At 27.7% G+C, this 13985-nt stretch carries 12 protein-coding genes and 1 other annotated feature (1 of these 13 only partly in view); of the genes, 9 read left to right on the top strand and 3 right to left on the bottom strand.

Features of this window, described 5'->3' with window-relative positions; all coding sequences use genetic code 11:
• Window positions 1-4 precede the first annotated feature (4 nt).
• The 5 genes from AC4FQW_RS05070 to pflA all read left to right on the top strand — a co-directional run bounded on the left by AC4FQW_RS05070 (window position 5) and on the right by pflA (window position 5645).
• Entirely contained in the window at window positions 5-745 is a 741-nt protein-coding gene (locus tag AC4FQW_RS05070; protein WP_303128886.1) for a dihydroorotate dehydrogenase electron transfer subunit, read from the top strand.
• A gap of 14 nt (window positions 746-759) precedes the next feature.
• Complete coding sequence (locus AC4FQW_RS05065; RefSeq protein ID WP_303128885.1) at window positions 760-1656, top strand: dihydroorotate dehydrogenase; 897 nt, start codon at window positions 760-762, stop codon at window positions 1654-1656.
• Between the two features lie 29 nt (window positions 1657-1685).
• The gene (gene pyrE, locus AC4FQW_RS05060; protein WP_491147623.1) at window positions 1686-2369 is read left to right on the top strand and encodes an orotate phosphoribosyltransferase; all 684 of its coding nucleotides are present in this window, start codon (window positions 1686-1688) and stop codon (window positions 2367-2369) included.
• Window positions 2370-2584: 215 nt separating this feature from the next.
• Window positions 2585-4813, top strand: a complete 2229-nt coding sequence (gene pflB / locus AC4FQW_RS05055; protein WP_303128882.1) for a formate C-acetyltransferase — start codon at window positions 2585-2587, stop codon at window positions 4811-4813.
• A gap of 124 nt (window positions 4814-4937) precedes the next feature.
• Window positions 4938-5645, top strand: a complete 708-nt coding sequence (gene pflA, locus AC4FQW_RS05050) for a pyruvate formate-lyase-activating protein (RefSeq protein WP_303128880.1) — start codon at window positions 4938-4940, stop codon at window positions 5643-5645.
• 53 nt (window positions 5646-5698) lie between these two features.
• Here pflA and AC4FQW_RS05045 read toward each other — a convergent pair whose 3' ends face one another.
• Entirely contained in the window at window positions 5699-6313 is a 615-nt protein-coding gene (locus tag AC4FQW_RS05045) for a 3'-5' exonuclease (protein ID WP_491147621.1), read from the bottom strand.
• 204 nt (window positions 6314-6517) lie between these two features.
• On the opposite strand from AC4FQW_RS05045, the gene AC4FQW_RS05040 reads away from it, so the two are divergent.
• Both AC4FQW_RS05040 and asnA read left to right on the top strand, forming a co-directional pair.
• Entirely contained in the window at window positions 6518-7468 is a 951-nt protein-coding gene (locus AC4FQW_RS05040; RefSeq protein WP_303128878.1) for an L-lactate dehydrogenase, read from the top strand.
• Between the two features lie 95 nt (window positions 7469-7563).
• A complete protein-coding gene (asnA, locus tag AC4FQW_RS05035; RefSeq protein WP_491147618.1) occupies window positions 7564-8577 on the top strand; it encodes an aspartate--ammonia ligase in 1014 nt (337 codons plus the stop codon).
• A 31-nt stretch (window positions 8578-8608) separates the two neighbouring features.
• Here the strand turns inward: asnA and AC4FQW_RS05030 are convergent, their stop codons facing one another.
• Window positions 8609-9571, bottom strand: a complete 963-nt coding sequence (locus tag AC4FQW_RS05030; RefSeq protein WP_491147616.1) for a biotin--[acetyl-CoA-carboxylase] ligase — start codon at window positions 9569-9571, stop codon at window positions 8609-8611.
• 250 nt (window positions 9572-9821) lie between these two features.
• Here AC4FQW_RS05030 and AC4FQW_RS05025 point away from each other — a divergent pair, with 250 nt between their 5' ends.
• Entirely contained in the window at window positions 9822-11336 is a 1515-nt protein-coding gene (locus AC4FQW_RS05025) for an LCP family protein (protein WP_491147614.1), read from the top strand.
• A 97-nt stretch (window positions 11337-11433) separates the two neighbouring features.
• Complete coding sequence (locus tag AC4FQW_RS05020) at window positions 11434-12078, top strand: site-2 protease family protein (protein WP_303128871.1); 645 nt, start codon at window positions 11434-11436, stop codon at window positions 12076-12078.
• A gap of 40 nt (window positions 12079-12118) precedes the next feature.
• Here AC4FQW_RS05020 and AC4FQW_RS05015 read toward each other — a convergent pair whose 3' ends face one another.
• Window positions 12119-13630: a Ppx/GppA phosphatase family protein gene (locus AC4FQW_RS05015; RefSeq protein WP_303128870.1), complete on the bottom strand. Its 1512-nt coding sequence runs from the start codon at window positions 13628-13630 to the stop codon at window positions 12119-12121.
• A 147-nt stretch (window positions 13631-13777) separates the two neighbouring features.
• Window positions 13778-13985 (top strand) — a binding site (T-box leader) (it continues 17 nt past the right edge of the window).

The raw sequence follows: 13985 nt of genomic DNA, 5'->3' as shown, positions 1-13985 counted from the left end.
TTTAATGGGCATAAACTACAAAAAAGCTAAAGTAATAAGCAATGATGAAATATCAAAAGGGATATTTAAATTAGTAATAGAAGAAAACCAAGATATAAAATGTGGTCAATTCTATATGCTTAAGGTTGACTGTGCATTACTTCCAAGACCTATAAGTATATGTGAAAAGAGTGAAAATAATTTAACTTTTCTTTATTCAGTAGTTGGAAAGGGAACAAAAGAAATAAGTAAATTAAAAAAGAATGAAGAAATAAATATTACAGGTCCCCTTGGAAATGGATTCAATGTAAATGAAAAGCTTGGAAAAGTTGCATTAGTTACGGGAGGAATAGGAATAGCACCTATGCTTCAAGTTGCTAAGGAATTAAAACAAAATGGAAATAGTGAAGTTATAGATTTATATGCAGGATTTAGAGATGAAGTATACTTAATAAATGATTTTGAAAAGTATGTTGATAATATAAATTTAGCAACTAATACAGGAAAGCATGGGATAAAAGGGGTTGTAACGGATATTTTAGATGCTAAAAAATATGATGTAGTATTATGCTGTGGTCCTGAAATAATGATGAAAAAGGTTATAGAATTATGTAAAGATGCAGGTATTAAAGTATATGTATCAATGGAAAAACATATGGCCTGTGGAGTTGGGGCATGTCTTGTTTGCACTTGTAAAACGAAAGATGGTCATAAAAGAACTTGTAAAGATGGTCCTGTCTTTGATGGATATTATGTGGAGCTTTAAGGAGGAAAATCATTATGTTGAATGTAAATATAAATGGAGTAGATTTTAAAAATCCTGTTATAGCAGCCTCAGGCACATTTGGATTTGGACAAGAGTACAATAATTTTTATGATGTTAGTATTTTGGGGGGGATATCTACTAAGGGTTTAACTTTAAGGAAAAAGGATGGAAATACTGGAATAAGAGTTTATGAAACAAAAGGTGGAATGATGAATTCAGTTGGCCTTCAAAATCCTGGGGTAGATCATTTCATAGAGTATGAATTAAAAGATATGAAAAAATTAAATACAAATATAATTGCAAATGTTGGTGGCGGTTGTATAGAAGATTATGAAACAGCAGTAAGCAAGTTAAATGAAACTGATATAGATATGATAGAACTTAATATATCATGTCCTAATGTAAAATCTGGTGGGATGGCATTTGGAATAAAATCTAATGTAGCATTTGAAGTTGTGGATAAAATAAAAAAGATAACAAATAAGCCTTTAATGGTTAAACTATCTCCAAATGCTGAAAATATAGTGGATATGGCTTTGCAATGTGAAAAAGCAGGTGCAGATTCTATTTCATTAATAAATACTATAAAAGGTATGGCTATTGATATAAATAAGAGAAAGCCTGTATTTGATAATATATATGCAGGACTTTCAGGACCAGCAGTAAAGCCAATAGCTTTAAGAATGGTTCATGAAGTATCAAAAGCTGTAAATATACCTGTTATAGGGCTTGGTGGAATAAGTACTGCAGAGGATGCGATAGAATTTATGATGGCTGGTGCAAGGGCCATACAAATAGGAACGGTTAATTTTAATAATCCATTAGCTGGAAAAGAAATAGTTCAAGGAATAGAAGATTTTCTTTTAAAAGAAGGTATAAAGGATATAAATGAAATTATCGGAATTGTCTAAAAATTAACGAAATTTTGGAGGTTTTCAATATGAAAGAATATAAAAAAGAGTTTATTGAATTTATGGTAGAGTGCGGTGTGCTTACTTTTGGAGATTTTGTAACTAAAAGCGGAAGAAAAACTCCATTTTTTGTTAACACTGGAAACTATAAAAAAGGAAGTCAATTAAAACGACTTGGAGAGTTTTATGCAAAGGCTATAAAGGAAAATTTTGATAATGATTATACTGTTTTATTTGGACCTGCTTATAAAGGAATTCCTTTAACAGTAACAACATCAATAGCTTTATCAGAGCTTTACAATATAGACGTAGATTATTGTTCAAATAGAAAAGAAGTGAAAGATCATGGAGATAAGGGAATACTTCTTGGAGCAAAATTAAAAGATGGAGATAAAGTTTTAATAGTAGAAGATGTAACAACAGCAGGTACGTCAATATATGAAACAATGCCTATTTTAAAGGAACAAGGTAATATAAAAGTAGAGGGACTTATAATTTCTGTAGACAGAATGGAAAGAGGGCAAGGAGAAGCATCTGCTTTAAAAGAGATTAGAGAAAAATTTAATTTTAAAACATGTGCAATAGTTACTATGGAGGAAGTTATAAAATATTTATATAATCGAGAGATAAATGGAAATATATTAATTGATGATGAGATGTTAGAACGAATAAATGATTATTATAAGAAGTATGGCGCTAATAATAAAAAATAAATAATAAATAATAAATAACAAAATACTAAAATTTGTTAATCAAAAGGACTTTATGTTAAAAAAAAATTTACATTTAGTCCTTTTTAATTTAAAATAATAAGTGGAAGAAGAAATATATTATGAGAATTTATATCAGTTGAAAATAATTATTGACTGTTAAATTTTTATCATATATAATCTAAATATATTATTAATTGAAAGGGAGGCGACGTATAGTGTTTAATCAATGGGAAGGCTTTAAAGATGGAAGCTGGAAAGAACAAATAGACGTTAGAAATTTCATACAAAATAACTACACTCCATATGAAGGAGATTCTTCATTCTTAGCAGGAGCTACAGAAAATACTAAAAAATTATGGAATGAAGTTAGTGAATTATTTAAAAAAGAAAGAGAAAATGGGGTTTTAGACGTTGACACTAAAACAGTATCAGGTATCGATGCTTACGAGCCAGGATATATAGATAAAGCAATCGAAAAGATTGTTGGAGTACAAACAGATTCTCCTCTTAAAAGAGCTGTTATGCCACAAGGTGGTATAAGAATGGCTGAAAATGCAGCTAAAGCTTATGGATATGAAGTAGATCCAAAAATATCTGAAATATTTACAAAGTATAGAAAGACACATAATCAAGGTGTGTTTGATGTATATACAGATGAAATGAAATTAGCTAGAAAATATGGTATAGTTACTGGACTTCCAGATGCTTATGGTAGAGGAAGAATTATAGGGGATTACAGAAGAGTTGCGCTATACGGTGTTGATAGATTAATAGAAGACAAGCTAGAACAAAAAAAGAGTTTAGAAGTAGGAACAATTGATTCTGATATTATTCAACTAAGAGAAGAAATAACAGATCAAATAAATGCATTAAAAGAGCTTAAATCTATGGCTTTAAGTTATGGATTAGACATATCAGTACCAGCTAGTAATGCAAGAGAAGCTGTTCAATGGTTATACTTTGGATACTTAGCAGCAATTAAGCAACAAAATGGTGCAGCAATGTCACTTGGAAGAACATCAACATTTTTAGATATATATATAGAAAGAGATTTAAACTCAGGAGTTATAACAGAAGAAGAAGCTCAAGAGATTATGGATCATTTCGTTATGAAGCTAAGATTAGTTAAGTTCCTAAGAACTCCAGAATATAATGATTTATTTTCAGGAGATCCAACTTGGGTTACTGAATCAATTGCAGGTATGGGTATAGATGGAAGAACATTAGTTACTAAAAACTCATTTAGAGTACTTAATACACTTTATACTTTAGGACCATCACCAGAGCCAAATTTAACAGTTTTATGGTCAACTAAACTACCACAAAACTTTAAAGATTTCTGTTCAAAAGTTTCAATTGATACAAGTTCAGTGCAATATGAAAATGATGATTTAATGAGAGAGTATTGGGGAGATGATTATGCTATAGCTTGTTGTGTATCAGCAATGAGAGTTGGAAAGCAAATGCAATTCTTTGGTGCTAGAGTTAACTTAGCTAAGACTTTACTTTACACAATAAATGGAGGTAAAGATGAGAAATCAGGAGTACAAGTAGGACCTAAATTAGAGCCAATAACTAGTGAATATTTAGATTATAATGAAGTAATGGAAAAGTTTGATGTAATGACAGAGTGGCTTGCAAATCTTTATGTAAATACATTAAATTGTATTCACTATATGCATGATAAGTATTCATATGAATCATTACAAATGGCTTTACATGACAGAGATGTATTTAGAACAATGGCTTGTGGTATAGCTGGTTTATCAGTATGTGCTGATTCATTGTCAGCTATTAAATATGCTAAGGTAAAACCAATAAGAAATGAAGAAGGAATAGCTGTAGATTTTGAAGTTGAAGGAGATTTCCCTAAATACGGTAATGATGATGATAGAGTTGATGAAATAGCTGTATATCTTGTTAAGAATATGATGGATAAAATCAGAAAGAACAAAACTTATAGAAATGCATATCACACTCAATCAATTTTAACTATAACATCAAACGTAGTATATGGTAAGAAAACAGGTACAACTCCATGTGGAAGAAAAGCTGGTGAGCCATTTGCACCAGGAGCTAATCCAATGCATGGAAGAGATTCAAGTGGATCACTTGCATCATTAAATTCAGTTGCTAAACTTCCATATGAGCATTCACAAGATGGAATTTCAAATACTTTCTCAATAATTCCAGATGCTTTAGGAAAATCACCTGAAGAAAGAATATCAAATTTAAGTAACTTAATGGATGGATATTTTGGACAAAGAGCTCATCACTTAAATGTTAATGTATTTAATAGAGAAACTTTATTAGATGCAATGGAAAGACCAGAAGAGTATCCACAATTAACTATAAGAGTATCAGGATATGCTGTAAACTTCATTAAGCTTACTAGAGAGCAACAATTAGATGTTATAAACAGAACATTCCATTCAAAAATGTAATGTAATTTAACTTAAAAGTATCCTCTGCTAATATATTTAGCAGAGGATATGTATTATAATTTTAAATAAATAAGTTAGTATAATAAATTGTTTATTTAAAATTATAAATTAGGAGGTACACATAATGACAACAGGATTAATTCACTCAATGGAAACTATGGGGCTTGTTGATGGACCAGGAATAAGAGTTGTTGTATTTATGCAAGGATGTTCATTAAGATGTAAGTATTGTCATAATCCTGATACTTGGGAATATGGAGTAGGAGAAAAGGTTACACCAGAAGAATTAGTTAAAAAGATAAAAAGGTATAAAGCATATTTTGATACATCAAATGGTGGAGTAACTTTTTCAGGGGGAGAACCTTTAAGACAACCAGAATTTCTAATAGAAGCCTTAAAACTTTGTAAGAAAGAAGGTATTCATACATGTATTGATACTGCAGGATCTGGTATTGGAATGTATGATGAGATATTAAAATATACTGATTTAGTTCTTTTTGATGTAAAAGATATTACTGAGGAAGGATATAAAAATGTAACATTAGTTAATATAGACGAGTCACTTAAGTTTATAGAAGCCATGAAAAGAAATAGAACAAAAATATGGTTAAGACATGTAGTTGTACCTGGACTTACTGATGGAGAAGAACATATAAGACGATTTAAAGAATTTATTAAAGAATTTAATAATGTTGAAAAAGTAGAGCTTTTACCTTATCACTTACTTGGAGTAAATAAGTATGAGAAACTTAATATTAAATATCCATTAGAAGGTGTAGAAGCAATGGATAAAGAATTAATAAAAAAATATTATGATATAATAAATGAATAAATTAGTTAAAGGTATATAGAAATACAAATATTACTATATACCTTTAAATTTTATTAATTAGAATCTGCTATTTTAGTAAAATAACCATGAGGAATAAGTTTTTTCTTTAATCCTTCAATAACTACTAAATAAGTTGCTGCTGTATCAAATCTAGCATCATGATAGTCTCCACTTCCTCCAAATAGTTGTTTAGCTTTAGCTTCTATTTGATCTTTTGTTATATTTAAGTAAGAAATAACCTCTTCAAGTTTTGGATTTTTATATGCTCCATTAGGTTTTAAAATTTTACATATATCTCTATAATAATCCATTGTGCAGAACGTTCTTTTAGGTTCATAATTAGCACCTAAAAATATAAGTTCGCTGTGTAAAAATTTTACATCGAAATTAACATTATGGCCTATTACAAAGTCAGCATCCATAAAATCGTCTATAAACTCTCCAACAACATCTTCAAAATACATTCCATTTGATAGTTCATATAATTTTTCTAAAGAAAAACCATGAACTGCTTCTGCATTTGGATCCATTTCATCTACTGTAAAGAAAAAGTTTTTACCTTCTGTTTTTTGAGGTTTTGTACTTGTATCAACGATTATATAGCTTAGCTGACATATATGTCCTGGGCGTATGCTAGTTGTTTCTGTATCGAAAAATAACAGTTTCATTTTAAGATATCCTCCTAAGTCTCTTTGAGTATAATAATTATTATATAACATATCTATTAACAATAAAATAAAAAATAAATCATATTAAAATACTAAGAATTAATTGAAAGTGATTATTAATTATAGTATAATATGGAATATAAAGAGTAGAAAAAGAGAAAGATAATATGAGATTAAATATAAATTAATTAGGAGTGATAAAACATGCTAGTAGAAGGAAAAAGAAAAGTATCTATAATCGGAGCTGGATTTGTAGGAGCTACAACAGCATATGCACTAATGAATAGTGGTATAGCAACAGATATTTGTATTTATGATATAAATATGGATAAGGCAATGGGAGAAGTAATGGATTTAGTTCATGGTACATCCTTTGTTAAGCCAGTTAATATATATGCAGGTTCATTAGAAGAAACAAAAAATTCAGATATAGTTATAATTACTGCAGGAGTTGGACCAAAAGAAGGAGAAACTAGATTAGATATTATAGATAAAAATTACAAAATATTTAAAGGGTTTGTTCCAGAACTAGCTAAGCTTAGTCCAAATGCCATACTTTTAGTAGTGTCAAATCCAGTTGATGTATTAACTTATATAACTTATAAGTTATCAGGATTCCCAAAAGAAAGAGTAATTGGTTCAGGTACAGTTTTAGATACATCAAGATTAAAGTATGTTTTAGGTAAATATTTTAGTGTAAATAACAGCAATATTCATTGTTATGTAGTTGGTGAGCATGGTGACAGTGAAGTTGTAACTTGGAGTAATGGAAGAATTGGTGGAGAAGACTTTGATATTTATGCTAAACAAACAGATCTTGCTTGGGATGAAGATACAAAGAAGGTAATAGAAGAAGATGTTAAAAATGCTGCTTATGAAATAATAAATAGAAAAAAGGCAACATATTTTGCAGTAGCACTTGCAGTAAACAGAATAGTTGAGGCTATATTTAGAGATGAAAATAGTATATTAACAGTTGGTTCATTGTTTGAAGGACAATATGGAATAGATGATATGTATTTAGCTATACCAACTATAGTTAATAGAAAAGGGGCTAAAGAAATAATAGAAATACCTTTAGCTAAATCCGAAGAAGAAAAGCTTAAAAAGTCTGCTGAAATATTAAAATCACACTTAAATAAGTGTCACATTTAAAAATTAACAATAAAGTACTCTTTAATTTAAAAGAGTACTTTATTTTTTTGTTTTTTTTGTATATAATAATATTTAAAATCAAAGGAGGGCTATTCATGAAAGTAGAAGGAGTAATAATTCCAGAAGATTATAGAAGTAAAACAACACTAATTGAAACAGAAGTACATATAAAAAGTATTAAGGATTTCTTTGAAAAAAATTTAGCTGATAAGTTAAATTTAATAAGGGTTTCTGCACCACTTTTTGTTGATGTAAAGTCAGGATTAAATGATAATTTAAATGGAGTAGAAAGACCAGTTAAATTTGATGTTTTAGCAACTAATCAAGATGTTGAAATAGTACATTCACTTGCTAAATGGAAAAGAATGAGCTTACATAGATATAAATTTCCAGTTGGAAAAGGTCTATATGCAGATATGAATGCTATAAGAAGAGATGAAGATTTAGATAATATACATTCAATTTATGTAGACCAATGGGATTGGGAACTTATAATTAATAAAGAAGATAGAAATTTAGACTTTTTAAAAGGTATAGTTAAAAAAATATATAGTGTATTTAAAGATACAGAAAAGTATGTTAAGGAAAATCTTTTAGACATTGAAGAAGAATTACCAGAAGAAATATTTTTTGTAACATCACAAGAATTAGAAGATATGTATAAAGATTTATCACCTAAAGAAAGAGAAAATGCTATATGTAAGGATAAAGGGGCAGTCTTTATAATGCAAATAGGAGATAAGTTAAATTCTGGTGAAAAGCATGATGGTAGAGCACCAGATTATGATGATTGGAAATTAAATGGTGATATATTATTTTGGAATAATGTATTAGATAGTGCTATTGAATTATCATCAATGGGAATAAGAGTAAATGAAGAGTCTTTAGAACGTCAGTTAAATGAAGCAGGATGCGAAGAAAGAAAAGAACTAGATTTTCATAAATCATTATTAAATGGGGAATTACCTCAAACTATTGGTGGAGGAATTGGACAGTCAAGAATATGTATGTACTTTTTAAGAAAAGCGCATATTGGTGAAGTTCAATCATCAGTTTGGGATGATAAAAATTATAGAATTTGTAGTGAAAATGGAATAGACTTATTATAAATAAAAAAGATTGCTATTATAGCAATCTTTTTTATTTATTAAATGTTATTTCTCCACTTAAAACTTTTTTTATGTTTCCTTTAGAATCTTTTATTATAAGTTCACCTAAGTCATCTATTCCAAGACATGTTACGGTCTCTTCTTTTCTTAATGTTATTAAAGTTGCCTTTTTATTAATTAGCATAGAATAATTTTTACATATATAAATTACTTCAGATAAATCATCATCATCTACAAATTTATTATAATAGTATTCAAAAGTATTTAAGAAATATGCTAATATTTCAGATTTATTAAATTCATTACCTGTTTCTAATAATAAAGATGTAGCGGTATTTAAATCATTTATAAAATCTTTTTTATCAATATTTATATTAAGTCCTAGTCCAACTATAATATAATTTACTTTATCCATATCAGCATTCATTGTAGTCAATATTCCACAAAGCTTTTTATTATTTATATAAATATCATTTGGCCATTTTATTTTACAATTTATATTAAGGTTATTTAAAACTTTTATCATGGAAGCAACAGCTATTAATGTTATTTTATTTCCGTCATTTGGAGAGATGTTTGGTTTAAGTATCATTGAGAACCAAAGTCCTCCTAATGGAGATTGCCAACTTCTATTAAATCTGCCAATACCATTAGTTTGAGTTTCAGCTACAATAACTGTTCCATCTTTGCAATTTTCTTGTATTAGTTTTTTTGCAACTAAATTTGTAGAGGTCGTTTCTTTATAGTGTAATAAATTCTTACCTAAAAAATTTGTTTCTAGTAGCTTATTTATAGTTTTAATATCTAATATATCAGGAGATTTTATTAATTTATATCCTTTATTTCTTATAGCATCTATTAAGTAGCCTTCTTTTTTTAGAGCATTTATATGTTTCCATATAGAATTTCTAGATACACCTAAAAGGTTACTTATATATTCACCAGACATATATTCATTATTAGACATTAATAAATCTAATATTTTTTTCTTCATAATTTCCTCCAAGAAAATTTTATTAATAATCTATATTATAGACAAAAAGTGGCCAAAATAATAAAAAATAACTTAAAATGTAATAAAAATATATAAAATGTAATGAATTTGTAATTTTATAAGTTCGAATATACTGGTTTTATGTCAAAAAGTCTATTATAATGTTATTAGTTAACTGAATTTAACAAAATGTTAATTTAATAAAAATTATGTTTAATAAAAATTCTTAAATTTATTAGGGAGGTAAAATATGCAACAAAAGGGAGATAAGAAAAAAACAAATTCTACTGAAAAAAAGAAAATGCCTAAAAAGAAAAAAATATTGCTTTCAGTTGGAATTGTCTTTCTTCTTATTATTCTAGGTATTGGTGGAACTTATATGTATATAAGAGGTCATATATATCAAGGAAATACTAGTGGAGAAGAAGTGACTTATGAGGAGCAACCAGGAATAACAAATATATTACTTATAGGAACTGATGCTCGTAAATTAAATGAGGCTGCAAGAGCAGATGCTATTATTATTGCAACAATTGATAATAATAATAAAAAATTAAAACTTACTTCAATTATGAGAGATACTTTAGTAAACATACCGGGACATGGAGAGCAAAAAATAAATGCTGCATTAGCATTTGGTGGACCAGATTTACTAATGAAGACAATAAAGGAAAATTTTAATTTATCATTAAATAAATATGTAATGGTTAACTTTAATGGTTTTACATCAATAATTAACGCTGTTGGAGGTATTGATGTAGATGTACACGATTATGAAATAAAAGAATTAAATAAGTTTATTGGAGAATACGAAAAGGTTAAATCTCCAAAAATAGAAAAACCAGGAATGCAACATTTAGATGGTCAACAGGCTTTAGCTTATGCTAGAATAAGAAAAGTTGGAGATGGGGACTATGAAAGAACAGAAAGGCAAAGAAGGGTAATAGATTTAGTAACACAGAAATTTAAGGATTTAAGTGTTATTAAATATCCATCAGTTATGGGTGAGTTATTACCATATGTAAAAACAAATATAGAACCAGCGATGATATTAAATTATGCATACACTGTTTCTAAGTTTCCAAGCCTTACATTTGAACAATTAAGAATCCCTGTAAGTGATGATATTTCATGGGGAGGACTTTATAAAGATAAAGGTTGGGTTTTAATTATAGATAAAGAACAATGTTCAAAGATTATGGATGATTTTATATTTAATAATAAAAAGCCAACAAAAGATAGTTATAATATAGAAAAGTGGAAATCTAAACTTGAACAATATATGGGAGCTAATGAAGAGCATATTAAAGATAATGGACCACTTCAAGAAAAAGATGAAGATTACATTCCACCTATTAGTAATTCAAAAACAGAAATAAAACCAAATAATAATACTGGTAGTGGAAGTGGAAATTCAAATAGTTCAATAAATCACAACAAAAAGCCAAGTACAAATTCAAATACAAATAAGAAACCATCAAGTGGTTCAACTTCAGGAAATACTAATTCCGAAACAACTCCAAATAAGAAACCATCAAGTGGTTCAACTTCAGGAAGTGGTAATACTAATAGTAATAATCAAACAAATACAGATAAGAATCCTGGAAATAATACAAATCATAATAATAATAATAATAACAATACAGGATCAGGTAGTAATGTAGAATCAGGAAATAAGCCTAATTCAGGAAACGAATCAGGCTTAGGAAATGGAACAAACGATCAGAATTCAGATAAAGTATCAAATACACAAAAACATATATAAAATTAATAAAATAACTTTATAATAAACAAAACACAGCTTATTTTTAAAAGCTGTGTTTTATGTTATAATACTATAAAATGGAAAAGGAGAATTTTAAATGGAATTTTTATTAGGTAAAATATTAATGTTACCTGCTATACTTATAGGATTTACTTTTCATGAATATGCTCATGCTAAAATGGCAGATAGACTTGGAGATAAAACACCAAGATTTCAGGGGAGACTTACTTTAAATCCAATTGCTCACTTAGATCCTATAGGTACTTTATGTATATTATTTTTCGGAATAGGTTGGGCTAAACCTGTACAAGTTAATCCATCAGCTTTTAAAAATTATTATAAAGATGATTTGAAGGTAAGCTTAGCTGGTCCTATTGCAAATTTAATAGTAGCATTCTTTGGAATGGTCCTTTATACGTTAATATTTATTTTAGGAACTTCAGGAGTATTAGAAGGAACATTATTTTCAGTTTTATTTAGTATGGCATCACAAATAGTAGGAATAAATGTAATATTATTTGTTTTTAATTTATTGCCATTACCAGGTTTAGATGGATTTAGTATACTTAGAGATATAAGTCCTAAACATTTTTATAAAATATCAGATAGTATATATAGATATCAATTTGTAATATTTTTAGCAGTAATATTTTTAGCTGGCCCTATAATTAAAATACCAGCAAATCTAATAATGAATTTATTATCAAGTATTGTAGGAAGTATATTTGGATTATTTTTTTAAAAAAACAGTTAGCAATGTTTTAATTGCTAACTGTTTTTCATTAATCTATTTTTTCAATTGATAAATCTTTTCCATATATTTGTTTGAATGAATATGAGCTTCTCATTGCTTGTCGAATTTCTAATTCTAAATCTAATGGTGATTTTAATTTAATTACAACTGTTTCAGGTAAAATATCTACGATTAATTCTTTAACAGCCCCACCTAAGCTTCTATCTAAACTTTCAGAAATTTTTATTATAGAACCTAAATATTCTATTGCATTAATATCTATTCTATTTATAATAGAACTAAATTGTGGATAAGGAATATGATAAGAATTATTTCTATGAGATGCAGCAACAGTAGCACTTATCAATAAATCTTTATGGCTTAGACCATTTATAGATGAATTTAATATAACATAAAAGCTATGCTTATGATGATTATAATAATCTATGCTTATACCACAATCATGTAATAATGCTGCAGTTTTTAATATTTTTTTATAATTATCATTTAGTTTATGAATTGGTCTTAAATTTTCGAATAAATTCATTGCAAGGTTATAAACATTTTTTGCATGATTTTTATTTATATTAAGTTTATTCATTATTCCTTTTAAACTAAATGTAAGCATATCTTTTTCATAGTCATAATGTTCATCTATATATTTATACATAATACCTTCGCTAAGTCCTTTAGATGAAGTTACTAGATTTGTAATTCCACTATACTTTTGTATATTATTTAATATACAAAGTCCTGCAACCATTATATCAGCACGTTCGTTAGGTAATCCATAAACTTGATAACGTTGCTTTAGACATTTGCATTTTAATAAGTTATATATTTCTTGAACATCTATATCATTTAAATTATAATTATGTTCTATATCAAGGGGATAGCGTTTTCTAGACCTGTCTATTTTACTAAGGCATTTAATAGTACCACCTACACCAACTATAGAAGGGGAATCGCAATATTTAATCCAAGTACATTCTTTTAAGCATGATATAATTTTACTTTTTGCATTTTCAATATTATTATTTAATATTCTATCTTGTAATTCATATTCATATGTAAGGTTTAAAGTACCTACAGGAAGTGAATAACAATTTTTAATTTCGCCATCTTTAACCCAAGCTAAATGAGTTGATAATCCTTCTATATCAACTAAAAGATAATTATCGAAGTAAGTTGTATTTGAAACACCTAAGAAATTAAAATATATTTCTTTTTCTATATCTAATACAGTTATATCTATACCTAATTCATCCTTTATTAATTTAAATAACATAGAGCTATTTGAAGCATTTCTATAATCTTCAGTAGCAATAGCAATTATTTTTTCGGCACATGATATTTTGCACATAGACTTAAATGTTCTTAAAGTTGATAAAGCAGTATTTAATTTATCAGGTGATAACTTATCTCCATATACTAAATCTTGGCACAGTCTAATTGATGTATTTAGTTCATCAATCGGTCTAAAATAACCATCGTCTTCAACTTCGTTTAATGTTAAAGTAACTGAGTTAGCGCCTATTTCAATAACACCAATTCTTCTCATAATAAACTCCTTAAAAATAAGATTTAAATATTTATATAGTATACATTATACAACATTTTTTTATTATATGTTATATATAATAATATTTAACTATTTGTTGACATTATTATAATTATATATGTATAATATAATGAAAGAAAGTAAAATATAAATTCTATGAAGAGGAGAGTAGGGTAATTAATTCTTTTTAGCGAATAAGGAGTTTGGTGTAAGCCTTATAGATAGATTACTTGAAGAGAGCCTTGGAGAAGCGCCTGAAATGAGTAGGGAGTGCCGCAAATTTAAATCATTTGCGTTAACAAAAAAGAGTGGCATTACTTTGTGCAAAAAGAGTGGTACCGCGGAAATTTATGAT

The organism is Clostridium sp. TJA085, assembly GCF_058310235.1.
Note: the sequence above shows the minus strand (reverse complement) of the source record. Positions and strands in the feature narration are given on the sequence as shown.

What these genes read in the sequence shown, in the direction of transcription:
- AC4FQW_RS05070 (WP_303128886.1), top strand. Translation starts at nt 5, where the DNA reads ATGGGCATAAACTACAAAAAAGCTAAAGTAATAAGCAATGATGAAATA.
- AC4FQW_RS05065 (WP_303128885.1), top strand. Translation starts at nt 760, where the DNA reads ATGTTGAATGTAAATATAAATGGAGTAGATTTTAAAAATCCTGTTATA.
- pyrE (WP_491147623.1), top strand. Translation starts at nt 1,686, where the DNA reads ATGAAAGAATATAAAAAAGAGTTTATTGAATTTATGGTAGAGTGCGGT.
- pflA (WP_303128880.1), top strand. Translation starts at nt 4,938, where the DNA reads ATGACAACAGGATTAATTCACTCAATGGAAACTATGGGGCTTGTTGAT.
- AC4FQW_RS05045 (WP_491147621.1), bottom strand. Translation starts at nt 6,313, where the DNA reads ATGAAACTGTTATTTTTCGATACAGAAACAACTAGCATACGCCCAGGA.
- AC4FQW_RS05040 (WP_303128878.1), top strand. Translation starts at nt 6,518, where the DNA reads ATGCTAGTAGAAGGAAAAAGAAAAGTATCTATAATCGGAGCTGGATTT.
- asnA (WP_491147618.1), top strand. Translation starts at nt 7,564, where the DNA reads ATGAAAGTAGAAGGAGTAATAATTCCAGAAGATTATAGAAGTAAAACA.
- AC4FQW_RS05030 (WP_491147616.1), bottom strand. Translation starts at nt 9,571, where the DNA reads ATGAAGAAAAAAATATTAGATTTATTAATGTCTAATAATGAATATATG.
- AC4FQW_RS05025 (WP_491147614.1), top strand. Translation starts at nt 9,822, where the DNA reads ATGCAACAAAAGGGAGATAAGAAAAAAACAAATTCTACTGAAAAAAAG.
- AC4FQW_RS05020 (WP_303128871.1), top strand. Translation starts at nt 11,434, where the DNA reads ATGGAATTTTTATTAGGTAAAATATTAATGTTACCTGCTATACTTATA.
- AC4FQW_RS05015 (WP_303128870.1), bottom strand. Translation starts at nt 13,630, where the DNA reads ATGAGAAGAATTGGTGTTATTGAAATAGGCGCTAACTCAGTTACTTTA.